The 24,299-nt window shown below is 48.0% G+C and carries 6 protein-coding genes, 3 tRNA genes, 6 rRNA genes and 1 riboswitch; of the genes, 11 read left to right on the forward strand and 4 right to left on the reverse strand.

Annotated features, from left to right (window positions below):
• Positions 1-9: 9 nt before the first annotated feature.
• The 9 genes from QMY49_RS00005 (at position 10) to QMY49_RS00045 (ending at position 10,568) form a co-directional block, all read left to right on the forward strand.
• Positions 10-1,561, forward strand: a 16S ribosomal RNA gene (locus QMY49_RS00005).
• Positions 1,562-1,838: 277 nt separating this feature from the next.
• A 23S ribosomal RNA gene (locus QMY49_RS00010) occupies positions 1,839-4,728 on the forward strand.
• A 92-nt stretch (positions 4,729-4,820) separates the two neighbouring features.
• Positions 4,821-4,937 (forward strand): 5S ribosomal RNA (gene rrf, locus QMY49_RS00015).
• Between the two features lie 315 nt (positions 4,938-5,252).
• Positions 5,253-6,804: ribosomal RNA gene (locus QMY49_RS00020) — 16S ribosomal RNA — on the forward strand.
• A 65-nt stretch (positions 6,805-6,869) separates the two neighbouring features.
• A tRNA-Ile gene (locus tag QMY49_RS00025) sits at positions 6,870-6,946 on the forward strand.
• A gap of 43 nt (positions 6,947-6,989) precedes the next feature.
• Positions 6,990-7,065 (forward strand) — tRNA-Ala (locus tag QMY49_RS00030).
• Between the two features lie 259 nt (positions 7,066-7,324).
• A 23S ribosomal RNA gene (locus QMY49_RS00035) occupies positions 7,325-10,214 on the forward strand.
• Positions 10,215-10,306: 92 nt separating this feature from the next.
• Positions 10,307-10,423, forward strand: a 5S ribosomal RNA gene (rrf, locus tag QMY49_RS00040).
• The 16S, 23S and 5S rRNA genes sit together here with 3 tRNA genes alongside, the layout of an rRNA operon.
• Positions 10,424-10,491: 68 nt before the next feature.
• Positions 10,492-10,568: transfer RNA gene (locus QMY49_RS00045), tRNA-Asp, on the forward strand.
• Positions 10,569-11,218: 650 nt separating this feature from the next.
• Here QMY49_RS00045 and QMY49_RS00050 read toward each other — a convergent pair.
• On the reverse strand, positions 11,219-12,544 hold the full coding sequence (locus QMY49_RS00050) for a cation:proton antiporter (protein WP_009698830.1): 1,326 nt from the start codon (positions 12,542-12,544) through the stop codon (positions 11,219-11,221).
• A 189-nt stretch (positions 12,545-12,733) separates the two neighbouring features.
• On the opposite strand from QMY49_RS00050, the gene metH reads away from it, so the two are divergent.
• Complete coding sequence (metH, locus tag QMY49_RS00055) at positions 12,734-16,414, forward strand: methionine synthase (protein ID WP_283312368.1); 3,681 nt, start codon at positions 12,734-12,736, stop codon at positions 16,412-16,414.
• Between the two features lie 67 nt (positions 16,415-16,481).
• Here metH and lysC read toward each other — a convergent pair whose 3' ends face one another.
• Positions 16,482-17,834: a lysine-sensitive aspartokinase 3 gene (lysC, locus tag QMY49_RS00060; protein WP_005444309.1), complete on the reverse strand. Its 1,353-nt coding sequence runs from the start codon at positions 17,832-17,834 to the stop codon at positions 16,482-16,484.
• 123 nt (positions 17,835-17,957) lie between these two features.
• Positions 17,958-18,136: riboswitch (Lysine riboswitch) on the reverse strand.
• Between the two features lie 223 nt (positions 18,137-18,359).
• Here lysC and QMY49_RS00065 point away from each other — a divergent pair.
• Complete coding sequence (locus QMY49_RS00065; protein ID WP_029789691.1) at positions 18,360-19,481, forward strand: pyridoxal-phosphate-dependent aminotransferase family protein; 1,122 nt, start codon at positions 18,360-18,362, stop codon at positions 19,479-19,481.
• A 56-nt stretch (positions 19,482-19,537) separates the two neighbouring features.
• Here the strand turns inward: QMY49_RS00065 and QMY49_RS00070 are convergent, their stop codons facing one another.
• A complete protein-coding gene (locus QMY49_RS00070; protein WP_283312371.1) occupies positions 19,538-21,316 on the reverse strand; it encodes a PglL family O-oligosaccharyltransferase in 1,779 nt (592 codons plus the stop codon).
• A 67-nt stretch (positions 21,317-21,383) separates the two neighbouring features.
• Complete coding sequence (gene uvrA / locus QMY49_RS00075; RefSeq protein ID WP_009698825.1) at positions 21,384-24,206, reverse strand: excinuclease ABC subunit UvrA; 2,823 nt, start codon at positions 24,204-24,206, stop codon at positions 21,384-21,386.
• Positions 24,207-24,299: the final 93 nt, after the last annotated feature.

Below are 24,299 nucleotides of genomic sequence, written 5' to 3' on the forward strand. Positions count from 1 at the left end.
CAAAATCTTAAATTGAAGAGTTTGATCATGGCTCAGATTGAACGCTGGCGGCAGGCCTAACACATGCAAGTCGAGCGGAAACGAGTTATCTGAACCTTCGGGGAACGATAACGGCGTCGAGCGGCGGACGGGTGAGTAATGCCTAGGAAATTGCCCTGATGTGGGGGATAACCATTGGAAACGATGGCTAATACCGCATAATACCTTCGGGTCAAAGAGGGGGACCTTCGGGCCTCTCGCGTCAGGATATGCCTAGGTGGGATTAGCTAGTTGGTGAGGTAATGGCTCACCAAGGCGACGATCCCTAGCTGGTCTGAGAGGATGATCAGCCACACTGGAACTGAGACACGGTCCAGACTCCTACGGGAGGCAGCAGTGGGGAATATTGCACAATGGGCGCAAGCCTGATGCAGCCATGCCGCGTGTGTGAAGAAGGCCTTCGGGTTGTAAAGCACTTTCAGTCGTGAGGAAGGTAGTGTAGTTAATAGCTGCATTATTTGACGTTAGCGACAGAAGAAGCACCGGCTAACTCCGTGCCAGCAGCCGCGGTAATACGGAGGGTGCGAGCGTTAATCGGAATTACTGGGCGTAAAGCGCATGCAGGTGGTTTGTTAAGTCAGATGTGAAAGCCCGGGGCTCAACCTCGGAATAGCATTTGAAACTGGCAGACTAGAGTACTGTAGAGGGGGGTAGAATTTCAGGTGTAGCGGTGAAATGCGTAGAGATCTGAAGGAATACCGGTGGCGAAGGCGGCCCCCTGGACAGATACTGACACTCAGATGCGAAAGCGTGGGGAGCAAACAGGATTAGATACCCTGGTAGTCCACGCCGTAAACGATGTCTACTTGGAGGTTGTGGCCTTGAGCCGTGGCTTTCGGAGCTAACGCGTTAAGTAGACCGCCTGGGGAGTACGGTCGCAAGATTAAAACTCAAATGAATTGACGGGGGCCCGCACAAGCGGTGGAGCATGTGGTTTAATTCGATGCAACGCGAAGAACCTTACCTACTCTTGACATCCAGAGAACTTTCCAGAGATGGATTGGTGCCTTCGGGAACTCTGAGACAGGTGCTGCATGGCTGTCGTCAGCTCGTGTTGTGAAATGTTGGGTTAAGTCCCGCAACGAGCGCAACCCTTATCCTTGTTTGCCAGCACTTCGGGTGGGAACTCCAGGGAGACTGCCGGTGATAAACCGGAGGAAGGTGGGGACGACGTCAAGTCATCATGGCCCTTACGAGTAGGGCTACACACGTGCTACAATGGCGCATACAGAGGGCGGCCAACTTGCGAGAGTGAGCGAATCCCAAAAAGTGCGTCGTAGTCCGGATCGGAGTCTGCAACTCGACTCCGTGAAGTCGGAATCGCTAGTAATCGTGGATCAGAATGCCACGGTGAATACGTTCCCGGGCCTTGTACACACCGCCCGTCACACCATGGGAGTGGGCTGCAAAAGAAGTAGGTAGTTTAACCTTCGGGAGGACGCTTACCACTTTGTGGTTCATGACTGGGGTGAAGTCGTAACAAGGTAGCGCTAGGGGAACCTGGCGCTGGATCACCTCCTTATACGATGATTACTCACGATGAGTGTCCACACAGATTGATAGTTCACAAGCGCAAGCTTGTAGCTAACATAGCTCTTTAACAATTTGGAAAGCTGACAAAACAAACTTTTAAGTTTGTTTGTAAAGTTCTCAATGTTTGTCTTTATGACAAACACCAATACAACACATTCAAGTGTTCTTGGAATTTGAGTCCGGCAAAATCGAGTCTGCATCATGTATAAAAATTGCAGACAACTTTGGTGACTTGTTCATCAACTCGAAACTCCTTCGGGTTGTATGGTTAAGTGACTAAGCGTACACGGTGGATGCCTTGGCAGTCAGAGGCGATGAAGGACGTATTAACTTGCGATAAGCCCAGATTAGGTAGTAAAAACCATTTGAATCTGGGATTTCCGAATGGGGAAACCCACTAGCATAAGCTAGTATCGCTGCGTGAATACATAGCGCAGCGAGGCGAACCGGGGGAACTGAAACATCTAAGTACCCCGAGGAAAAGAAATCAACCGAGATTCCGAAAGTAGCGGCGAGCGAAATTGGACTAGCCCTTAAGCTTTTTATGCGTCAGGTGAAACTTCTGGAAAGTTGTGCGATACAGGGTGATAGCCCCGTAACCGGCAACGCATTTAAAGTGAAATCGAGTAGGGCGGGACACGTGATATCCTGTCTGAATATGGGGGGACCATCCTCCAAGGCTAAATACTACTGACTGACCGATAGTGAACCAGTACCGTGAGGGAAAGGCGAAAAGAACCCCTGTGAGGGGAGTGAAATAGAACCTGAAACCGTGTACGTACAAGCAGTAGGAGCACCTTCGTGGTGTGACTGCGTACCTTTTGTATAATGGGTCAGCGACTTATATTCAGTGGCAAGGTTAACCATCTAGGGGAGCCGTAGGGAAACCGAGTCTTAACTGGGCGTTCAGTCTCTGGATATAGACCCGAAACCAGGTGATCTAGCCATGGGCAGGTTGAAGGTTGAGTAACATCAACTGGAGGACCGAACCGACTAATGTTGAAAAATTAGCGGATGACTTGTGGCTAGGGGTGAAAGGCCAATCAAACCTGGAGATAGCTGGTTCTCCCCGAAAGCTATTTAGGTAGCGCCTCGGACGAATACTACTGGGGGTAGAGCACTGTTAAGGCTAGGGGGTCATCCCGACTTACCAACCCTTTGCAAACTCCGAATACCAGTAAGTACTATCCGGGAGACACACGGCGGGTGCTAACGTCCGTCGTGGAGAGGGAAACAACCCAGACCGCCAGCTAAGGTCCCAAATTACTACTAAGTGGGAAACGATGTGGGAAGGCTCAGACAGCCAGGATGTTGGCTTAGAAGCAGCCATCATTTAAAGAAAGCGTAATAGCTCACTGGTCGAGTCGGCCTGCGCGGAAGATGTAACGGGGCTAAGTAGTAAACCGAAGCTGCGGCAATGTACTTTAGTACATTGGGTAGGGGAGCGTTCTGTAAGCGGTTGAAGGTGTGTGGTAACGCATGCTGGACGTATCAGAAGTGCGAATGCTGACATGAGTAACGATAAAGGGGGTGAAAAACCTCCTCGCCGGAAGACCAAGGGTTCCTGTCCAACGTTAATCGGGGCAGGGTAAGTCGACCCCTAAGGCGAGGCCGAAAGGCGTAGTCGATGGGAAACGGGTTAATATTCCCGTACTTCTTACAATTGCGATGGGGGGACGGAGAAGGCTAGGTGGGCCTGGCGACGGTTGTCCAGGTTCAAGTGCGTAGGCTTAAGAGTTAGGTAAATCCGGCTCTTTTTAAGGCTGAGACACGACGTCGAGCTACTACGGTAGTGAAGTCATTGATGCCATGCTTCCAGGAAAAGCCTCTAAGCTTCAGATTGTAAGGAATCGTACCCCAAACCGACACAGGTGGTCGGGTAGAGAATACCAAGGCGCTTGAGAGAACTCGGGTGAAGGAACTAGGCAAAATGGTACCGTAACTTCGGGAGAAGGTACGCTCTCGACGGTGAAGTCCCTTGCGGATGGAGCTATTGAGAGTCGCAGATACCAGGTGGCTGCAACTGTTTATTAAAAACACAGCACTGTGCAAAATCGTAAGATGACGTATACGGTGTGACGCCTGCCCGGTGCCGGAAGGTTAATTGATGGGGTTAGACTTCGGTCGAAGCTCTTGATCGAAGCCCCGGTAAACGGCGGCCGTAACTATAACGGTCCTAAGGTAGCGAAATTCCTTGTCGGGTAAGTTCCGACCTGCACGAATGGCGTAATGATGGCCACGCTGTCTCCACCCGAGACTCAGTGAAATTGAAATCGCTGTGAAGATGCAGTGTACCCGCGGCTAGACGGAAAGACCCCGTGAACCTTTACTACAGCTTGGCACTGAACATTGACCCTACATGTGTAGGATAGGTGGGAGGCTTTGAAGCACGGTCGCTAGATTGTGTGGAGCCGTCCTTGAAATACCACCCTTGTAGTGTTGATGTTCTAACGTCGACCCCTAATCGGGGTTGCGGACAGTGCCTGGTGGGTAGTTTGACTGGGGCGGTCTCCTCCCAAAGCGTAACGGAGGAGCACGAAGGTGGGCTAATCACGGTTGGACATCGTGAGGTTAGTGCAATGGCATAAGCCCGCTTGACTGCGAGAATGACGGTTCGAGCAGGTGCGAAAGCAGGTCATAGTGATCCGGTGGTTCTGAATGGAAGGGCCATCGCTCAACGGATAAAAGGTACTCCGGGGATAACAGGCTGATACCGCCCAAGAGTTCATATCGACGGCGGTGTTTGGCACCTCGATGTCGGCTCATCACATCCTGGGGCTGAAGTCGGTCCCAAGGGTATGGCTGTTCGCCATTTAAAGTGGTACGCGAGCTGGGTTTAGAACGTCGTGAGACAGTTCGGTCCCTATCTGCCGTGGGCGTTGGAAGATTGAAGGGGGCTGCTCCTAGTACGAGAGGACCGGAGTGGACGAACCTCTGGTGTTCGGGTTGTGTCGCCAGACGCATTGCCCGGTAGCTAAGTTCGGAATCGATAACCGCTGAAAGCATCTAAGCGGGAAGCGAGCCCTGAGATGAGTCTTCCCTGATACTTTAAGTATCCTAAAGGGTTGTTCGAGACTAGAACGTTGATAGGCAGGGTGTGTAAGCGTTGTGAGGCGTTGAGCTAACCTGTACTAATTGCCCGTGAGGCTTAACCATACAACACCCAAGGGGTTTTGATGGACTCGATGTAAGAACATTGAATGTGTGTAAGTAGAACTTAAAATCAGTTTTCCAGATTAAAGAATTTGCTTGGCGACCATAGCGATTTGGACCCACCTGATTTCCATTCCGAACTCAGAAGTGAAACGAATTAGCGCCGATGGTAGTGTGGGGCTTCCCCATGTGAGAGTAGGACATCGCCAGGCTTTATTTCCGACTTGTCTGAATACAGACGAGTCACCATAAAGTTCTAAATAAATTTAGAGTTTTATGTTGACTTTCAAAGTGGAAAGCGTATTATACGCACCTCGCTTAAGTGCTAAGGCACTGAAAGCCAAGCTCTTTAACAATATAGACCTATCAATCTGTGTGGGCACTCGTTGATGATAATCCAATTAGATACTTCGGTATCAAATTAGGTTTCAATGAAACGAAGTGACCATTGAATCGAAAGATTCAGCACAGTCAATTCAAACATTACTTATGTAATGTTCAGTATTCATTGAGCCGAACAAAATCTTAAATTGAAGAGTTTGATCATGGCTCAGATTGAACGCTGGCGGCAGGCCTAACACATGCAAGTCGAGCGGAAACGAGTTATCTGAACCTTCGGGGAACGATAACGGCGTCGAGCGGCGGACGGGTGAGTAATGCCTAGGAAATTGCCCTGATGTGGGGGATAACCATTGGAAACGATGGCTAATACCGCATAATACCTACGGGTCAAAGAGGGGGACCTTCGGGCCTCTCGCGTCAGGATATGCCTAGGTGGGATTAGCTAGTTGGTGAGGTAATGGCTCACCAAGGCGACGATCCCTAGCTGGTCTGAGAGGATGATCAGCCACACTGGAACTGAGACACGGTCCAGACTCCTACGGGAGGCAGCAGTGGGGAATATTGCACAATGGGCGCAAGCCTGATGCAGCCATGCCGCGTGTGTGAAGAAGGCCTTCGGGTTGTAAAGCACTTTCAGTCGTGAGGAAGGTAGTGTAGTTAATAGCTGCATTATTTGACGTTAGCGACAGAAGAAGCACCGGCTAACTCCGTGCCAGCAGCCGCGGTAATACGGAGGGTGCGAGCGTTAATCGGAATTACTGGGCGTAAAGCGCATGCAGGTGGTTTGTTAAGTCAGATGTGAAAGCCCGGGGCTCAACCTCGGAATAGCATTTGAAACTGGCAGACTAGAGTACTGTAGAGGGGGGTAGAATTTCAGGTGTAGCGGTGAAATGCGTAGAGATCTGAAGGAATACCGGTGGCGAAGGCGGCCCCCTGGACAGATACTGACACTCAGATGCGAAAGCGTGGGGAGCAAACAGGATTAGATACCCTGGTAGTCCACGCCGTAAACGATGTCTACTTGGAGGTTGTGGCCTTGAGCCGTGGCTTTCGGAGCTAACGCGTTAAGTAGACCGCCTGGGGAGTACGGTCGCAAGATTAAAACTCAAATGAATTGACGGGGGCCCGCACAAGCGGTGGAGCATGTGGTTTAATTCGATGCAACGCGAAGAACCTTACCTACTCTTGACATCCAGAGAACTTTCCAGAGATGGATTGGTGCCTTCGGGAACTCTGAGACAGGTGCTGCATGGCTGTCGTCAGCTCGTGTTGTGAAATGTTGGGTTAAGTCCCGCAACGAGCGCAACCCTTATCCTTGTTTGCCAGCACTTCGGGTGGGAACTCCAGGGAGACTGCCGGTGATAAACCGGAGGAAGGTGGGGACGACGTCAAGTCATCATGGCCCTTACGAGTAGGGCTACACACGTGCTACAATGGCGCATACAGAGGGCGGCCAACTTGCGAGAGTGAGCGAATCCCAAAAAGTGCGTCGTAGTCCGGATCGGAGTCTGCAACTCGACTCCGTGAAGTCGGAATCGCTAGTAATCGTGGATCAGAATGCCACGGTGAATACGTTCCCGGGCCTTGTACACACCGCCCGTCACACCATGGGAGTGGGCTGCAAAAGAAGTAGGTAGTTTAACCTTCGGGAGGACGCTTACCACTTTGTGGTTCATGACTGGGGTGAAGTCGTAACAAGGTAGCGCTAGGGGAACCTGGCGCTGGATCACCTCCTTATACGATGATTACTCACGATGAGTGTCCACACAGATTGATACGGTTTATAAAAAAGAGACGATACTGGGTCTGTAGCTCAGGTGGTTAGAGCGTTCGCCTGATAAGCGAGAGGTCGGTGGTTCGAGTCCACTCAGACCCACCAATTCCCTTCCCAAGGAATTGGCATACAGTATCGACACCTTGATGGGGCTATAGCTCAGCTGGGAGAGCGCCTGCCTTGCACGCAGGAGGTCAGCAGTTCGATCCTGCTTAGCTCCACCATCTTTAAGCGCATTCGATGAGTGCTTTTAAAAATGGTTTCGAAAGAAATCTAGCTCTTTAACAATTTGGAAAGCTGACAAAACAAACTTTTAAGTTTGTTTGTAAAGTTCTCAATGTTTGTCTTTATGACAAACACCAATACAACACATTCAAGTGTTCTTGGAATTTGAGTCCGGCAAAATCAAGTCTGCATCATGTATAAAAATTGCAGACAACTTTGGTGACTTGTTCATCAACTCGAAACTCCTTCGGGTTGTATGGTTAAGTGACTAAGCGTACACGGTGGATGCCTTGGCAGTCAGAGGCGATGAAGGACGTATTAACTTGCGATAAGCCCAGATTAGGTAGTAAAAACCATTTGAGTCTGGGATTTCCGAATGGGGAAACCCACTAGCATAAGCTAGTATCGCTGCGTGAATACATAGCGCAGCGAGGCGAACCGGGGGAACTGAAACATCTAAGTACCCCGAGGAAAAGAAATCAACCGAGATTCCGAAAGTAGCGGCGAGCGAAATTGGACTAGCCCTTAAGCTTTTTATGCGTCAGGTGAAACTTCTGGAAAGTTGTGCGATACAGGGTGATAGCCCCGTAACCGGCAACGCATATAAAGTGAAATCGAGTAGGGCGGGACACGTGATATCCTGTCTGAATATGGGGGGACCATCCTCCAAGGCTAAATACTACTGACTGACCGATAGTGAACCAGTACCGTGAGGGAAAGGCGAAAAGAACCCCTGTGAGGGGAGTGAAATAGAACCTGAAACCGTGTACGTACAAGCAGTAGGAGCACCTTCGTGGTGTGACTGCGTACCTTTTGTATAATGGGTCAGCGACTTATATTCAGTGGCAAGGTTAACCATCTAGGGGAGCCGTAGGGAAACCGAGTCTTAACTGGGCGTTCAGTCTCTGGATATAGACCCGAAACCAGGTGATCTAGCCATGGGCAGGTTGAAGGTTGAGTAACATCAACTGGAGGACCGAACCGACTAATGTTGAAAAATTAGCGGATGACTTGTGGCTAGGGGTGAAAGGCCAATCAAACCTGGAGATAGCTGGTTCTCCCCGAAAGCTATTTAGGTAGCGCCTCGGACGAATACTACTGGGGGTAGAGCACTGTTAAGGCTAGGGGGTCATCCCGACTTACCAACCCTTTGCAAACTCCGAATACCAGTAAGTACTATCCGGGAGACACACGGCGGGTGCTAACGTCCGTCGTGGAGAGGGAAACAACCCAGACCGCCAGCTAAGGTCCCAAATTACTACTAAGTGGGAAACGATGTGGGAAGGCTCAGACAGCCAGGATGTTGGCTTAGAAGCAGCCATCATTTAAAGAAAGCGTAATAGCTCACTGGTCGAGTCGGCCTGCGCGGAAGATGTAACGGGGCTAAGTAGTAAACCGAAGCTGCGGCAATGTACTTTAGTACATTGGGTAGGGGAGCGTTCTGTAAGCGGTTGAAGGTGTGTGGTAACGCATGCTGGACGTATCAGAAGTGCGAATGCTGACATGAGTAACGATAAAGGGGGTGAAAAACCTCCTCGCCGGAAGACCAAGGGTTCCTGTCCAACGTTAATCGGGGCAGGGTAAGTCGACCCCTAAGGCGAGGCCGAAAGGCGTAGTCGATGGGAAACGGGTTAATATTCCCGTACTTCTTACAATTGCGATGGGGGGACGGAGAAGGCTAGGTGGGCCTGGCGACGGTTGTCCAGGTTCAAGTGCGTAGGCTTAAGAGTTAGGTAAATCCGGCTCTTTTTAAGGCTGAGACACGACGTCGAGCTACTACGGTAGTGAAGTCATTGATGCCATGCTTCCAGGAAAAGCCTCTAAGCTTCAGATTGTAAGGAATCGTACCCCAAACCGACACAGGTGGTCGGGTAGAGAATACCAAGGCGCTTGAGAGAACTCGGGTGAAGGAACTAGGCAAAATGGTACCGTAACTTCGGGAGAAGGTACGCTCTCGACGGTGAAGTCCCTTGCGGATGGAGCTATTGAGAGTCGCAGATACCAGGTGGCTGCAACTGTTTATTAAAAACACAGCACTGTGCAAAATCGTAAGATGACGTATACGGTGTGACGCCTGCCCGGTGCCGGAAGGTTAATTGATGGGGTTAGACTTCGGTCGAAGCTCTTGATCGAAGCCCCGGTAAACGGCGGCCGTAACTATAACGGTCCTAAGGTAGCGAAATTCCTTGTCGGGTAAGTTCCGACCTGCACGAATGGCGTAATGATGGCCACGCTGTCTCCACCCGAGACTCAGTGAAATTGAAATCGCTGTGAAGATGCAGTGTACCCGCGGCTAGACGGAAAGACCCCGTGAACCTTTACTACAGCTTGGCACTGAACATTGACCCTACATGTGTAGGATAGGTGGGAGGCTTTGAAGCACGGTCGCTAGATTGTGTGGAGCCGTCCTTGAAATACCACCCTTGTAGTGTTGATGTTCTAACGTCGACCCCTAATCGGGGTTGCGGACAGTGCCTGGTGGGTAGTTTGACTGGGGCGGTCTCCTCCCAAAGCGTAACGGAGGAGCACGAAGGTGGGCTAATCACGGTTGGACATCGTGAGGTTAGTGCAATGGCATAAGCCCGCTTGACTGCGAGAATGACGGTTCGAGCAGGTGCGAAAGCAGGTCATAGTGATCCGGTGGTTCTGAATGGAAGGGCCATCGCTCAACGGATAAAAGGTACTCCGGGGATAACAGGCTGATACCGCCCAAGAGTTCATATCGACGGCGGTGTTTGGCACCTCGATGTCGGCTCATCACATCCTGGGGCTGAAGTCGGTCCCAAGGGTATGGCTGTTCGCCATTTAAAGTGGTACGCGAGCTGGGTTTAGAACGTCGTGAGACAGTTCGGTCCCTATCTGCCGTGGGCGTTGGAAGATTGAAGGGGGCTGCTCCTAGTACGAGAGGACCGGAGTGGACGAACCTCTGGTGTTCGGGTTGTGTCGCCAGACGCATTGCCCGGTAGCTAAGTTCGGAATCGATAACCGCTGAAAGCATCTAAGCGGGAAGCGAGCCCTGAGATGAGTCTTCCCTGATACTTTAAGTATCCTAAAGGGTTGTTCGAGACTAGAACGTTGATAGGCAGGGTGTGTAAGCGTTGTGAGGCGTTGAGCTAACCTGTACTAATTGCCTGTGAGGCTTAACCATACAACACCCAAGGGGTTTTGATGGACTCAATGTAAGAACATTGAATGTGTGTAAGTAGAACTTAAAATCAGTTTTCCGAATTAAAGAATTTGCTTGGCGACCATAGCGATTTGGACCCACCTGACTTCCATTCCGAACTCAGAAGTGAAACGAATTAGCGCCGATGGTAGTGTGGGGCTTCCCCATGTGAGAGTAGGACATCGCCAGGCTTGTATTTTATTTTCACTTTTTATGAAAAAGTGAAGACAAAAACTTAGACTTTAGGTCTAACCAGTGCGGAGCGGTAGTTCAGTTGGTTAGAATACCGGCCTGTCACGCCGGGGGTCGCGGGTTCGAGTCCCGTCCGCTCCGCCACTTATTCAGACAAAGCCCTAGCAGAAATGCTAGGGCTTTTTCGTTTGCGCTATTATTTTGGTTTACGACCAACGAGTCCCGCTCGTGTGCAGTCCAATTGAGTGCAAGTCCAACCGCTCCGCCACTTATTTAGAAACCCAGCCTCCGGACTGGGTTTTGTCATTTCTAGAGTACGATTCCCTCTTTCTAGAAAACGAGCCCGCAAAAGTTTCAGATAACCTGCAATTTCTTCCGATGTCCCTACCTTAATTACTGTTATTCAGAAAAACACCACACAACGATGTGGTTCGACAGAACAACTTTTGTTTTTAGATACTCATTGACTTTTCAACTAGAGCTCAGTGGCTCGTAAATTTGCTTGAGCATTAATGTTTGGACTTCGTCACACTCACATAGAGCGTCTTGTCCTCGCTAGTAAAGATCTCGAGGTTTGCAAAAGTGAATCTGATAGATTTTGCTAGCTATCTTTATGCATTCCTGTAGATTTTTCTCAAGTTGAAGCTATTCATTACCACTTTGGCTGTATTTGGTTGATCGAACTATAAAAGGTGCTGGGCTAGGGAATAGAGTATTGTCTAGAGGTCTAGTCGCGAACAAAGTATAAAAAAGGCAGCCAGTTGGCTGCCTAATTCTAAGAATTATCGTGGTACTTATTCTTGAGATGCTTTTGCTTCTTGTGGTTCCGATGAAACTTCTGCTTCCATGTTTTTCTCTGCTTGTTTCGCTTTCTCAATCATTGGTGTAATGGTTGAGCCTTGGATAAGGATTGAGAACACCACTACTGAGTAAGTCATTACCATGATGATCTCTTTTACATCAATCAACTTCTCTGGAATTACTAAGATGCCTGAGGGAATTGATAGTGCCATTGCCAATGCAAGACCGCCGCGCAAGCCACCCCAAGTTAAGATCTTAATAGACCAAGGATTATATTTTCTATAGCGCTTAAATCCGATGTAAGAAATGAACACGCTTAGATAGCGAGCAGCCAGTACTAGTGGTACTGAAATTGCCATCATGATCCAGTCTTCTTTGTGGAATTCGAACAGCAGCATCGACATACCAATAAGAAGGAATAGCACGCCATTTAAGAACTCATCGACCAATTCCCAAAAGTGGTCTAGATGATCTTCACTCTCTTTAGAGAAGCCAATGAAGCGCGTCCAGTTACCGATCATGATGCCCGATACCACCATCGCAAGTGGTCCAGATACGTGAAGGTATTCTGCAAATGCGTAACCAGCGGTTGGTACACCTATAGTAAGTAGTAGTTCCATTGAGTGGTCATCAGTTGCGCTGATTAGGTAATGGAAAATTAAACCTAGTACGAAGCCGTAAACGATGCCACCAATCGCTTCTTGAATGAATAGCATTGTCACACTACCTACCGTTGGAGCTTCAGTACCGAAGGCGATGGTGAATAGTGTTACGAAAATAACCAGACCAAAGCCGTCGTTAAACAGAGATTCACCTTCGATCTGTGTAGAGATTCGTTTTGGTGCATTAAGCTTTTTAACAATGGCGAGTACTGCAATCGGGTCGGTTGGGGAGATAAGCGCACCGAATAGCAGGCAGTAGACGAGGTCGAATTGAATGCCGATAGCTTGGCAGAAGCCGTAAAGTACAAAACCAATAAAGAAGGTTGAGAAGAGTGTTGCACCTAAAGCGAGTACGGTGATTTCCCATTTTTGGTCTTTGAGGTTAGGGAGTTTTATACCCAAACCACCGGCAAAAAGTAGGAATCCGAGGATACCTTTAAGAAGAAAGTCCTCGAAGTTAATGCTGGTAACCGTTTCGGTCGCTATCTCGGTGAGATGAAACCAATCATTTTGACCTGCGATTAGAATGAGGAGTGAAAGAATCATCGAACCGGCAGTGATTGCGATGGTGGTTTGCATCTTTCCTATCTTACTGTTTACAAAGGCAATAACCATTGCGGCTGCAGATAGAAAACATAAAGTATGATAGACCGACATAGAGCTCTCTATTTGTAACATTTTATGAATGGAATTCTCGGACGATGTTGACTAAATAGCAAACATTTTTTCGAGATTATTTTGTAACTCGACGGAGACAAAATAATCAGTAATTCGCATTTTAGACGTCTAGACTCCTTTAATTTGTGTGATAGGATGGAGAGATAACTAAAGGAATGAGGCTGTACTGTGGGAAGTAATGTAAGACAACAGATTGAAGCTCAATTAAAGCAACGTATCTTGCTGATCGATGGTGGTATGGGCACCATGATTCAGGGATATAAACTTGAAGAGCAAGACTATCGAGGAGAGCGCTTTGCGGATTGGCATTGTGATCTAAAAGGCAACAACGATTTGTTGGTGCTCACTCAGCCTCAATTGATTAAGGAAATTCACAGCGCTTACTTAGAAGCAGGCGCTGATATTCTTGAAACCAACACCTTTAACGCGACGACGATTGCGATGGCTGACTATGAGATGGAAAGCCTGAGTGAGGAAATCAACTTTGCCGCTGCAAAGCTTGCGCGTGAAGCCGCTGATGAGTGGACGGCAAAAACGCCAGAGCGCCCACGTTATGTCGCGGGTGTGCTTGGTCCAACAAACCGTACTTGTTCTATCTCCCCTGATGTAAACGATCCGGGCTATCGTAACGTCAGCTTCGATGAGCTTGTTGAAGCTTATTCAGAATCAACTCGAGCGCTGATCAACGGTGGCTCTGACCTTATTCTGATCGAGACTATCTTCGATACACTTAACGCGAAAGCTTGTGCCTTCGCGGTTGATAGCGTCTTCGAAGAACTAGGCATCGAGTTGCCAGTTATGATCTCCGGTACCATTACCGATGCTTCTGGACGTACGCTTTCTGGTCAAACAACGGAAGCCTTCTATAACTCTCTTCGTCATGTTAACCCTATTTCATTTGGTTTGAACTGTGCGCTTGGTCCTGACGAACTGCGCCCGTACGTAGAAGAGCTTTCTCGTATTTCTGAATCTTTTGTTTCTACTCACCCAAACGCGGGTCTACCGAATGCTTTTGGTGAGTATGACCTTTCGCCAGAAGATATGGCGGAACACGTTAGAGAATGGGCGGAGAGTGGTTTCCTTAACCTAATTGGTGGTTGTTGTGGTACCACGCCAGAGCATATTCGCCATATGGCAATGGCAGTTGAAGATGTGAAACCTCGTGATTTGCCTGAGCTTACGGTTGCTTGTCGTTTATCCGGTCTTGAGCCTCTTACTATTGAAAAAGAGACGCTGTTTATCAACGTGGGTGAACGTACTAACGTAACTGGTTCTGCTCGATTTAAACGTCTGATCAAAGAAGAACTCTATGATGAAGCGTTAGAGGTCGCCCGACAACAAGTTGAGAACGGCGCTCAGATCATCGACATCAACATGGATGAAGGCATGTTGGATGCAGAAGCCTGTATGGTTCGCTTCCTAAACCTATGCGCATCTGAGCCTGAGATCTCTAAAGTGCCTATCATGGTCGACTCTTCTAAATGGGAGGTTATCGAGGCGGGTCTGAAGTGTATTCAGGGCAAGGGCATCGTAAACTCCATCTCTTTGAAAGAAGGTAAAGAGAAGTTTGTTGAGCAAGCAAAGCTGATCCGTCGCTATGGTGCTGCAGTTATCGTTATGGCGTTTGACGAAGTTGGTCAGGCAGAAACACGTGAGCGTAAGCTAGAAATCTGTACTAATGCTTATCGTATCTTGGTTGATGAAGTCGGCTTCCCACCAGAAGACATCATCTTTGACCCGAACATCTTTGCGGTTGCGACGGGCATCGAAGAACACAACAACTATGCCGTGGATTTCATCGAAGCGGTTGCTGACATCAAGCGCGACTTACCTCACGCGATGATCTCTGGTGGTGTGTCTAACGTTTCCTTCTCATTCCGCGGTAATAACTACGTTCGTGAAGCGATTCACGCGGTGTTCCTATACCACTGTTTTAAAAATGGTATGGACATGGGCATCGTTAATGCGGGTCAGTTGGAAATTTACGATAACGTTCCTGATAAGCTGCGTGAGGCGGTAGAAGATGTGGTTCTTAACCGTCGTGATGATTCGACTGAGCGACTACTAGATATTGCAGCAGAATACGCAGGTAAAGGCGTTGGTAAAGAAGAAGATGCGTCTGCACTAGAGTGGCGTACTTGGGCGGTAGAAAAACGTCTAGAGCATGCGTTGGTTAAAGGCATTACTGAATTCATCGTTGAAGATACCGAAGAAGCTCGCCTTAATGCATCCAAACCGCTGGAAGTAATCGAAGGTCCGTTGATGGACGGTATGAACGTGGTGGGTGACTTATTTGGTGAAGGTAAGATGTTCCTTCCGCAGGTAGTGAAATCAGCGCGTGTTATGAAGCAGGCAGTAGCGCACTTAGAACCTTTTATTAATAAAGAGAAACAAGCGGGCTCTTCCAACGGTAAGATCTTACTGGCTACGGTTAAAGGTGATGTGCACGATATCGGTAAGAACATTGTTGGTGTGGTACTGCAATGTAATAACTACGAGATCATCGACCTTGGCGTAATGGTGCCATGTGAGAAGATCCTCAAGGTAGCCAAAGAAGAAAACGTCGACATCATTGGTCTTTCTGGTTTGATCACTCCGTCCCTTGATGAAATGGTGCATGTCGCCAAAGAAATGGAGCGTCTTGATTTCGATCTTCCACTTCTGATTGGTGGTGCAACAACATCGAAAGCGCACACGGCGGTTAAGATTGAGCAGAACTACAAACATCCTGTGGTTTACGTCAATAACGCTTCTCGTGCGGTTGGTGTATGTACATCATTACTTTCAGACGAACTTCGTCCTGGCTTTGTTGAGAAACTGGACGTGGACTATGAACGCGTACGTGATCAGCATAATCGTAAGAAGCCGCACACCAAGCCTGTTACTCTAGAAGAAGCACGAGCGAACAAAGTCGCGATTGATTGGGATAAGTACACGCCTCCTGCTCCTGTGAAGCCGGGCATTCATATCTTTGATGACTTTGAAGTGTCTACTTTGCGTAAGTACATCGACTGGACGCCTTTCTTTATGACTTGGTCGTTAGTCGGCAAGTATCCAACAATCTTTGATCATGAAGAAGTGGGTGAAGAGGCTCAACGCCTGTACAAAGATGCTAACGAACTACTAGATCGTGTTGAGCGTGAAGGGTTACTCAAAGCGCGAGGTATGTGTGGTCTATTCCCTGCTGCAAGCGTGGGTGATGATATCGAAGTTTACACCGACGAGTCGCGTACTGAAGTGGCGAAAGTGCTGCATAACTTGCGTCAGCAAACGGAGAAACCGAAAGGCTTCAATTACTGTCTGTCTGATTATGTTGCACCGAAAGAGTCTGGTAAGCACGATTGGGTTGGTGCTTTTGCTGTAACCGGCGGTATCGGTGAGCGTGAACTTGCCGACGAATACAAAGCACAGGGTGATGATTACAATGCCATCATGATTCAAGCGGTAGCGGACCGTCTGGCGGAAGCATTTGCTGAGTATCTACATGAGCGTGTGCGTAAGGATATTTGGGGTTACGCTGCGGATGAAGATCTGTCGAATGAAGACCTGATTCGTGAGAAATACCAAGGTATTCGTCCTGCTCCTGGCTACCCAGCATGTCCAGAGCATACTGAGAAAGGACCGCTTTGGGAGCTTATGAATGTTGAAGAAAACATTGGAATGTCACTGACATCGAGCTATGCGATGTACCCAGGTGCATCCGTTTCGGGTTGGTACTTCTCGCACCCTGACTCTCGTTACTTTGCGATCGCTCAGATCCAAGAGGATCAGCTGCAAAGCTATGCTGATCGCAAAGGCTGGGATAGGATCGAAGCGGAAAAATGGTTAGGTCCCAACATTAACGGTTAACCAAACCAGATCGAAACGAAAAGGGCTGCCATGTGCAGCCCTTGCTTATTAGTGGATGAAAGAGTTTTTATTGCTCGAACAATTCAGTATGCAGTTTTTGAATCGCTTGGCGAGATACCGACTCGTGAACAAGGAAGCACAGGTTATGTGGACTTGCTCCGTAACAGATCATACGTAGGTTGAAGTCTTCTAGCGTGCCAAATACTTGCTTCGCGTAGCCTTTGCTTTCACTCATGTTGTTACCAATCAGAGCGACGAGACATAGGTCGTGTTCTACTTCTACTTTACATAGCTCTTCAAGCTCTTCACGCGCGGCTTGTGGTAACTGAGGAGCACCGCCAGACGTGTCTGTTTGGTCAAGAGTGAGTGACACACTGATTTCAGATGTGGTGATCAGATCTACAGAGATTTTGTGCTTCGCTAGGATCTCAAATACTTTGGCTAAGAAGCCGTATGCGTGGAACATGTTAGCACTGCGTAATGTCACCATGGTTTGGTTGCAGCGCAGAGCAAGTGCTCGGAATAAAGGTGAGCTCTCTACTTGGTGGCGGATCCATGTACCACCTTTTTCCGGTTCTTTAGACGAGCCTACGAATACAGGGATGTCGTGACGAAGTGCCGGAACTAGCGTTGAAGGGTGTAGAATTTTTGCGCCGAAGTTTGCCATCTCTGATGCTTCGCTAAAGCTGATCTCTGGGATTGGCGCTGCTTTTGAGGCGATACGTGGGTCTGTGGTATAGATGCCCGGTACGTCGGTCCAAATCTCTAGACCTGCTGCTTTCACACCTTCTGCAATGAGTGCTGCACTGTAGTCACTGCCGCCACGACCAAGCGTGGTGGTATTACCTTCTTCATCTGAGCCAATAAAACCTTGGGTGATAACCACGTATTCTTGGCAAAGTGGTACTAACTTTTCTTGTGCTAGCTGCGAAATTGTCTCGACATTAGGTTCAGCTCGACCAAAATTACCATCGGTTTTTAGCACGTCGCGAATATCAAAACGAACTGCGTTCACACCACGCTCACGCATTAGTTGTGCAAGGATATGAGTCGACATTAATTCACCACAAGCGACTAAATGGTCTGTCAGTTTGGTGCTTGCTTGGATTGAAGCAGCCTCTGCCAAGCTCGTGACGGTATCAAGAATCGAATAAACCTCAGCTGCTGCTTCGGTTGCGTTTTCTAGCTGCGACAGAATCGATTCGTGGATACCTGCTAGTTTCTGAAGTACTTCTGCTCGATGTTCTTGGTCTTGAACACCATTTGCCAGCTCAACCAATAAGTTAGTGACACCTGAGCAAGCGCTGCTGACGACAAGACGAGTATTTGGGTTGTTTTCTATGATAGTGGAGCAACGACTCATTGCCTCAAAGTTGGCAACACTGGTTCCACCGAATTTTGCTACGTTAAATGCGCTCACTGCGTTCTCCCACGACTTCCTGAAAAAATAACAACAATTAATTGGTTGCCCAATACATCCAATGTTTGGTGAGGAAAGGAACAGAGCAAATAGAGAGGTAGTTAGAATGTAATTTGAAAATTTACCCTCAGAAGCTCTTCATCATACGGCGCTGATGACAGTTGATGGGACTCAACCCAAGTCAACCGACAAGTCAAATCCTGCAACTTTGACTTACCTCGGCACTACTCCCCCTGAGTGATTGGTATTGGAATTGCGGCTCCACAAATCACCTGCCTGGGTAGTGCTCCTCTTCTGCATAAAGCTTAAACATTGAACGGTTTTGCTGTCACATTGTCAACCAATATCTCAACCATTATGAAAGTTTTTATTAACGAATTTGTGACAGTGGTTTGACCTCTATACTTAGGGCTAATTGCCGATAGAGGAAAAATCTATTAGGGTGAAAACTCCGATGCCTGAGCCAGCATTTTACATAGAACTTTTATAACGCTCAGGATGAATGACTGCAATCAAGGAGCTGACATGCCGATCCAAAGCTTTATTCCCCCACATCGTATTTTAATGGGACCTGGTCCATCTGATATTTCACCTCAGGTTTTACAAGCGCTTAGCCGTCCAACGGTTGGTCACCTAGACCCACTTTTCATTGCTATGATGGATGAACTAAAACAACTGCTTAAATACGCTTTCCAAACGGAAAATGAATTTACTATCGCAGTCTCTGCGCCGGGTAGTGCAGGTATGGAAACGTGCTTTGTCAACTTGATTGAAAAGGGCGACAAAGTCATCGTCTGCCGCAATGGTGTTTTCGGTGAGCGTATGCGTGAAAACGTGGTTCGTGCTGGTGGTGAAGCGGTTGTCGTCGATGATGAGTGGGGAACGCCTGTATCGGTCGATAAAGTTGAAGAAGCATTAAAGCAGCACCCTGATGCGAAGATTCTTGCTTTTGTTCATGCAGAAACGTCGACGGGCGCGGTGAGTGACGCTCAAGTCTTGGGTAAGCTTGCGAAGCAATACGGTCTGCTATCGATTGTCGATGCCGTGACTTCGCTTGGTGGTGTACCTCTCAAAGTCGATGAATGGCAGTTAGATGCTGTGTATTCTGGCAGCCAAAAATGTTTGTCTTGTGTTCCCGGCTTATCGCCAGTGACTCTTTCTCCGGCTGCTATTGAGAAGATTCAATCCAGGACGACACCGGTTCAAAGCTGGTTCTTGGATCAAAGCTTAGTATTAGGTTACTGGAGTGGAGAAGGCAAACGCAGCTATCACCACACTGCACCGGTGAACAGTTTGTATGCGCTACATGAAGCTCTACTTATCCTTAAAAATGAAGGCTTAGAAAATGCATGGGCGCGTCACCAGTTAATGCATGAGAAGCTTAAAGCGGGTCTGCAAAAACTAGGTTTTGAATTCGTGGTAGAAGAAGAATATCGACTACCGCAATTGAATGCGATTTATGTCCCTGAAGGAATTGATGAAGCAAAAGTGCGCAATCACTTACTTGAAACCTACAACCTAGAGATTGGTGCAGGTCTTGGTGCACTTGCTGGTAAAGCATGGCGAATTGGACTGATGGGCTATGGTGCTCGACCTGAAAATGTTGCTTTGTGTTTGCGAGCTTTAGAAGAGTCACTGACTGAGTAAATCGCCTCGGTAATGAGGTAAAGAAAAGCGAAGGTTATTCCTTCGCTTTTTTGTATTTATTGCTCAGCGCTGGACGTTGGTGTTGGTGAGATAGCTTGAGAAGGTGGCTGATAGTTGACGCCACTGAAATCAATTTTAGGGAACAAGAACTGTGCCTCAGCGCGAATTTGTTCTGCCTTGCTTGTGTCATCCAACCCTTGATATGCCAGTATCAAGTTGTTGTAAAACGCTGGGCGTGGCTTGTCTTTAATGATTTCCAGAGACCAATCAATGTAAGGCTGAATCAAGGTTGGATCTTGTTTATATAAGCCGATGTTTAAGAAAGTACTGTATACATCCCAATCGAAACGATCTTTCCAAACCACAGGATTTGTCACCTGATTTAAGATGTCCGGGTTGGTCGGGCGCGTTGTTTCAAACTTGGTTAAGACATAGTTGGTGTGCAATGCGCTAACCATATAGAAAGTAAATACTGCTGGAATGACGAGGCTACATACTCGCAATAAACTTTTGGTTACTTTGCTAAACGGTGCTTGGCGGTAACGAGAAACTCGTTGGTCGACCCAATAAAGCAGAATCACAAAGATCAGCCAATGCACCAATGAATGATAGAAGGGATATTCTAATTGCGAGTGCAGCACGATTGGAATAAACAGTGCCAGCAGTGCTAAGCGAGTACCGCGTTTGGCTTGGTAGATGCGATATAGCACTAACGCCATTGCCAAAAAGATCCCCAGAATTGGCAACAATCCGCCCTCTACCGCCCAGTACAACAATTCATTGTGCGGGTGATCCATCGATGGCAAGCCCGCAGGATAGCTTTCATTGAGTGCATGCTGACGCGCTGTGTATAGCATGTATTCTGACTCAAACTTGCCGTAACCGTACCCAGTGAATGGCTTCTCAATCACCATGTCCAATGTTTGTGGGAAGGTGTAAGCACGTGGTGACTCCATATTCACCTTTTCACTGGCAAGACCGTTTCCATCTGGGAAGGCAATATTCATCACCACAATCGACAGCGCGAGACCTGTTGCCATCGCCATCACCCATCGAACAAAACGTGCACGCGTTGCAAAGCGATACATGTATGGAATCACCAGCAAAATAGCAATGATGGATGCTAGCCAACCAGTACGAGAGGCAAGGGCAACGATAAGAGGCAGTGTCAGTACAGGTACGGCGTACAACAGGTAAATATCGCTGAGTTTACGAGAATATTTGTAAGGCTGTCTGGCGAGTAGATAGCTGGCAATCACTAAACCAGTTGCAAGGAAGCTCGCCATGACATTTGGTTGCTGGAAGATGCCATAAGGGCGGTTAGCTACCGTGTCGTATCCAAATACGTTTCCTGGTTTAAGGTAAAGGTATTGCGTTAAACCGAAAATTGCTTCGATAACAACGGCAAGGACAATAAACCACAACAAGCGCTGGCGATGCTTGTTACTGAAGTGGAACTGCTGCAGTACAACGAAGAACAACATGCCGCACCACAGACCAATCAGTTTATTTGCTGCGAGCGCACTATCCGCATTGGGGTAGAAGATAGGTAGCGTCATGATGATACAGCTGATCAACAGACCGATTGTTAATTTGGAATAGCGTAATACACGATTGGTCGCAAGTTGGTAGCAACCAATACCAAGTGCAAAGCTGAACGCAATCCACGTGGTCGCATTAAAAGACAGTGCTAGTCCAGAGCCACCCGGATTTGGCATAAAGAAGTGCATCGCCAACAGAAAGAGAGCTGCTAACGCGATGAGAAACTTGCGGTTAAGAGGAACTTGCACTTTACCTGGAGAAAGCTTAGTTCCACTGACGTGTATAGTTGCCATAGTTATTGTGTTGTTTTGAATGAAAAAAGACCAGCATTGGCTGGTCTTTGTACTTTACCTGTTTTTTCTACTTCAACATAGGCTTAAGGAAGCGAGCTGTGTGCGAACCTTCGATCTGAGACACATCTTCAGGCGTTCCTTGTGCGATGATCTCACCGCCGCCTTGTCCGCCTTCGGGACCTAAGTCGATAATCCAGTCTGCCGTCTTAATTACATCGAGGTTGTGCTCAATGACGACAACGGTATTTCCGTGGTCTCGCAGACGGTGCAGTACAGTTAGTAGCTGCTGGATATCGTGGAAGTGCAGACCGGTTGTCGGCTCATCCAAAATGTATAAGGTTTTACCAGTATCACGCTTAGACAGCTCTCGAGCCAGTTTCACACGCTGAGCTTCACCACCTGACAACGTAGTTGCTGCTTGACCTAAGCGAATGTAAGACAAACCAACATCCATTAGCGTTTGCAGCTTACGAGCAATCGCTGGCACTGGGTCGAAGAAAGTACGTGCATCTTCTACCGTCATTTCTAGTACTTCATCAATGGTCTTGCCTTTGTAACGAACCTCAAGTGTTTCGCGGTTGTAGCGTTTACCTTTACACACATCACAAGGAACGTAAACGTCAGGTAAGAAGTGCATTTCCACTTTGATTACGCCGTCGCCCTGACAGGCTTCACAGCGACCACCACGAACGTTAAAGCTAAAGCGCCCCGGTTTGTACCCGCGAGAGCGCGACTCTTGCGTACCCGCAAACAGTTCACGAATCGGAGTAAATATGCCTGTGTAAGTGGCAGGGTTTGAACGTGGTGTGCGACCGATAGGGCTTTGGTCAATGTCGATAACTTTATCGAAGTGCTCTAAACCTTTTATCGCTTTGTATGGTGAAGGATGCGCCGTTGTTGCACCGTTTAATTGAGTATGGGCAATCTTAAAGAAGGTATCGTTGATCAGAGTCGACTTACCTGAACCGGATACACCGGTGATACAACTGAACAAGCCAACAGGAACGGAAAGATCGACATTCTTTAAGTTGTTACCTGTCGCGCCAAGTAGTTCAACGGTTTTCTTTGGATCGCGTGGCGTACGCTCTTTTGGTACCGCAATCTCTTTCGCGCCACTGAGGTACTGACCAGTCAGTGAGTTCGGATTGGCGATAATCTCGTCCATCGTACCTTCAGCGACCACGTTACCACCGTGTACACCTGCGCCTGGACCGATATCGATCACGTGATCAGCGCAACGAATCGCATCTTCATCGTGCTCAACCACTAATACTGTGTTACCCAAATCTCTTAAGTGGGTTAGGGTTTTCAATAGGCGTTCGTTATCACGCTGGTGGAGACCAATCGATGGCTCATCTAGAACATACATGACGCCCACTAAACCAGCACCAATTTGGCTTGCTAAACGAATACGTTGAGCTTCACCACCCGATAGGGTTTCCGCGCTGCGCGATAAGTTGAGGTAGTTCAAACCCACGTTAACTAAGAACTGCAAGCGGTCGTTGATTTCCTTCATCACTTTTTCAGCGATTTGGGCGCGTTGACCTTCTAGTTGCAATGAGTGGAAGAATTCCAATGCGTCGGCGATGCTGAGTTCAACAATCTCCGGTAGTGTCGTATCGGCGATAAAGACGTTACGAGCTTCAAGGCGTAGACGAGTACCGCCACAGCTTGAGCAAGACTTCGTAGAGATGTATTTCGCAAGCTCTTCACGTACCGAGTTAGATTCAGTATCGCGGTAACGGCGTTCAAGTGTGTTCAGGATCCCTTCAAAAGGATGGCGCTTAACGCGAATGTCACCACGATCGTTAATGTACTTGAACTCTACTTCAGTACGCCCCGAGCCTTTAAGAATGATGTCTTGGGTTTTCTTTGGTAGAGAGTTAAATGGTGCGTGAAGATCGAAGCCGTAATGATCCGCCAGCGCTGTCAACATCTGGAAGTAATAGTAGTTCTTTTGATCCCAACCGCGAATCGCGCCTTGTGCCAAACTCAGCGTTTCATCTTGAATGACTCGGCTTGGATCAAAATATTGCTGCACGCCCAAACCATCACAGGTGCCACACGCGCCAGCAGGGTTGTTGAAAGAGAACAAGCGAGGCTCAAGTTCTTGCATGCTGTAGCCACAAATTGGACAAGCAAAGTTGGCTGAGAAGATCACTTCTTCGCCCTCGCCGTCCATTGGTGCCACAACCGCAATACCACCAGAAAGCTCTAGCGTGGTTTCGAAGGATTCAGCTAAACGTTGCTGCAAATCTGGGCGAACTTTAAAGCGGTCCACAACTACTTCAATAGTGTGTTTCTTGTGTAGTTCTAGCGGCGGTGGATCAGAAAGATCGCAAGTTTCACCATCGATACGTGCGCGGATGAAACCTTGAGCTGCTAGGTTCTCCAGTGTCTTAACGTGCTCACCTTTACGCTCTTTCACGATAGGAGCAAGTAGCATCATTTTGCTGCCTTCTGGCAACTCTAAGACTTTATCGACCATTTGGCTGATGGTTTGTGCTGCTAGAGGCGTATGGTGTGTTGGACAACGAGGTTCACCAACGCGTGCGTAAAGCAGACGCAGGTAGTCGTACACCTCAGTAATAGTACCAACAGTAGAGCGTGGGTTATGTGATGTTGATTTCTGCTCAATCGAGATTGCAGGAGACAAACCTTCTATGTGGTCAACATCTGGTTTTTCCATAAGAGACAAAAACTGGCGTGCGTAAGCTGATAAGGATTCGACGTAACGTCTTTGACCTTCAGCATACAAAGTATCGAATGCGAGAGAGGATTTACCAGAACCACTCAAACCAGTAATGACAATCAGTTTATCGCGGGGGATAGTGAGGTTGATGTCTTTGAGGTTATGGGTGCGGGCACCACGAACTTCTATTTTATCCATCGTTTTTGCTCTATGTATAACCAAGTGACGCAAGTATTACATAGTGTGAGAAATGTGCAAAGAAAATACTGGACAAAAAAACAGTAAAAGAAA

The sequence above is a fragment of the Vibrio harveyi genome (genome assembly GCF_030060435.1).
Taxonomy (GTDB): Bacteria; Pseudomonadota; Gammaproteobacteria; order Enterobacterales; family Vibrionaceae; genus Vibrio; species Vibrio harveyi.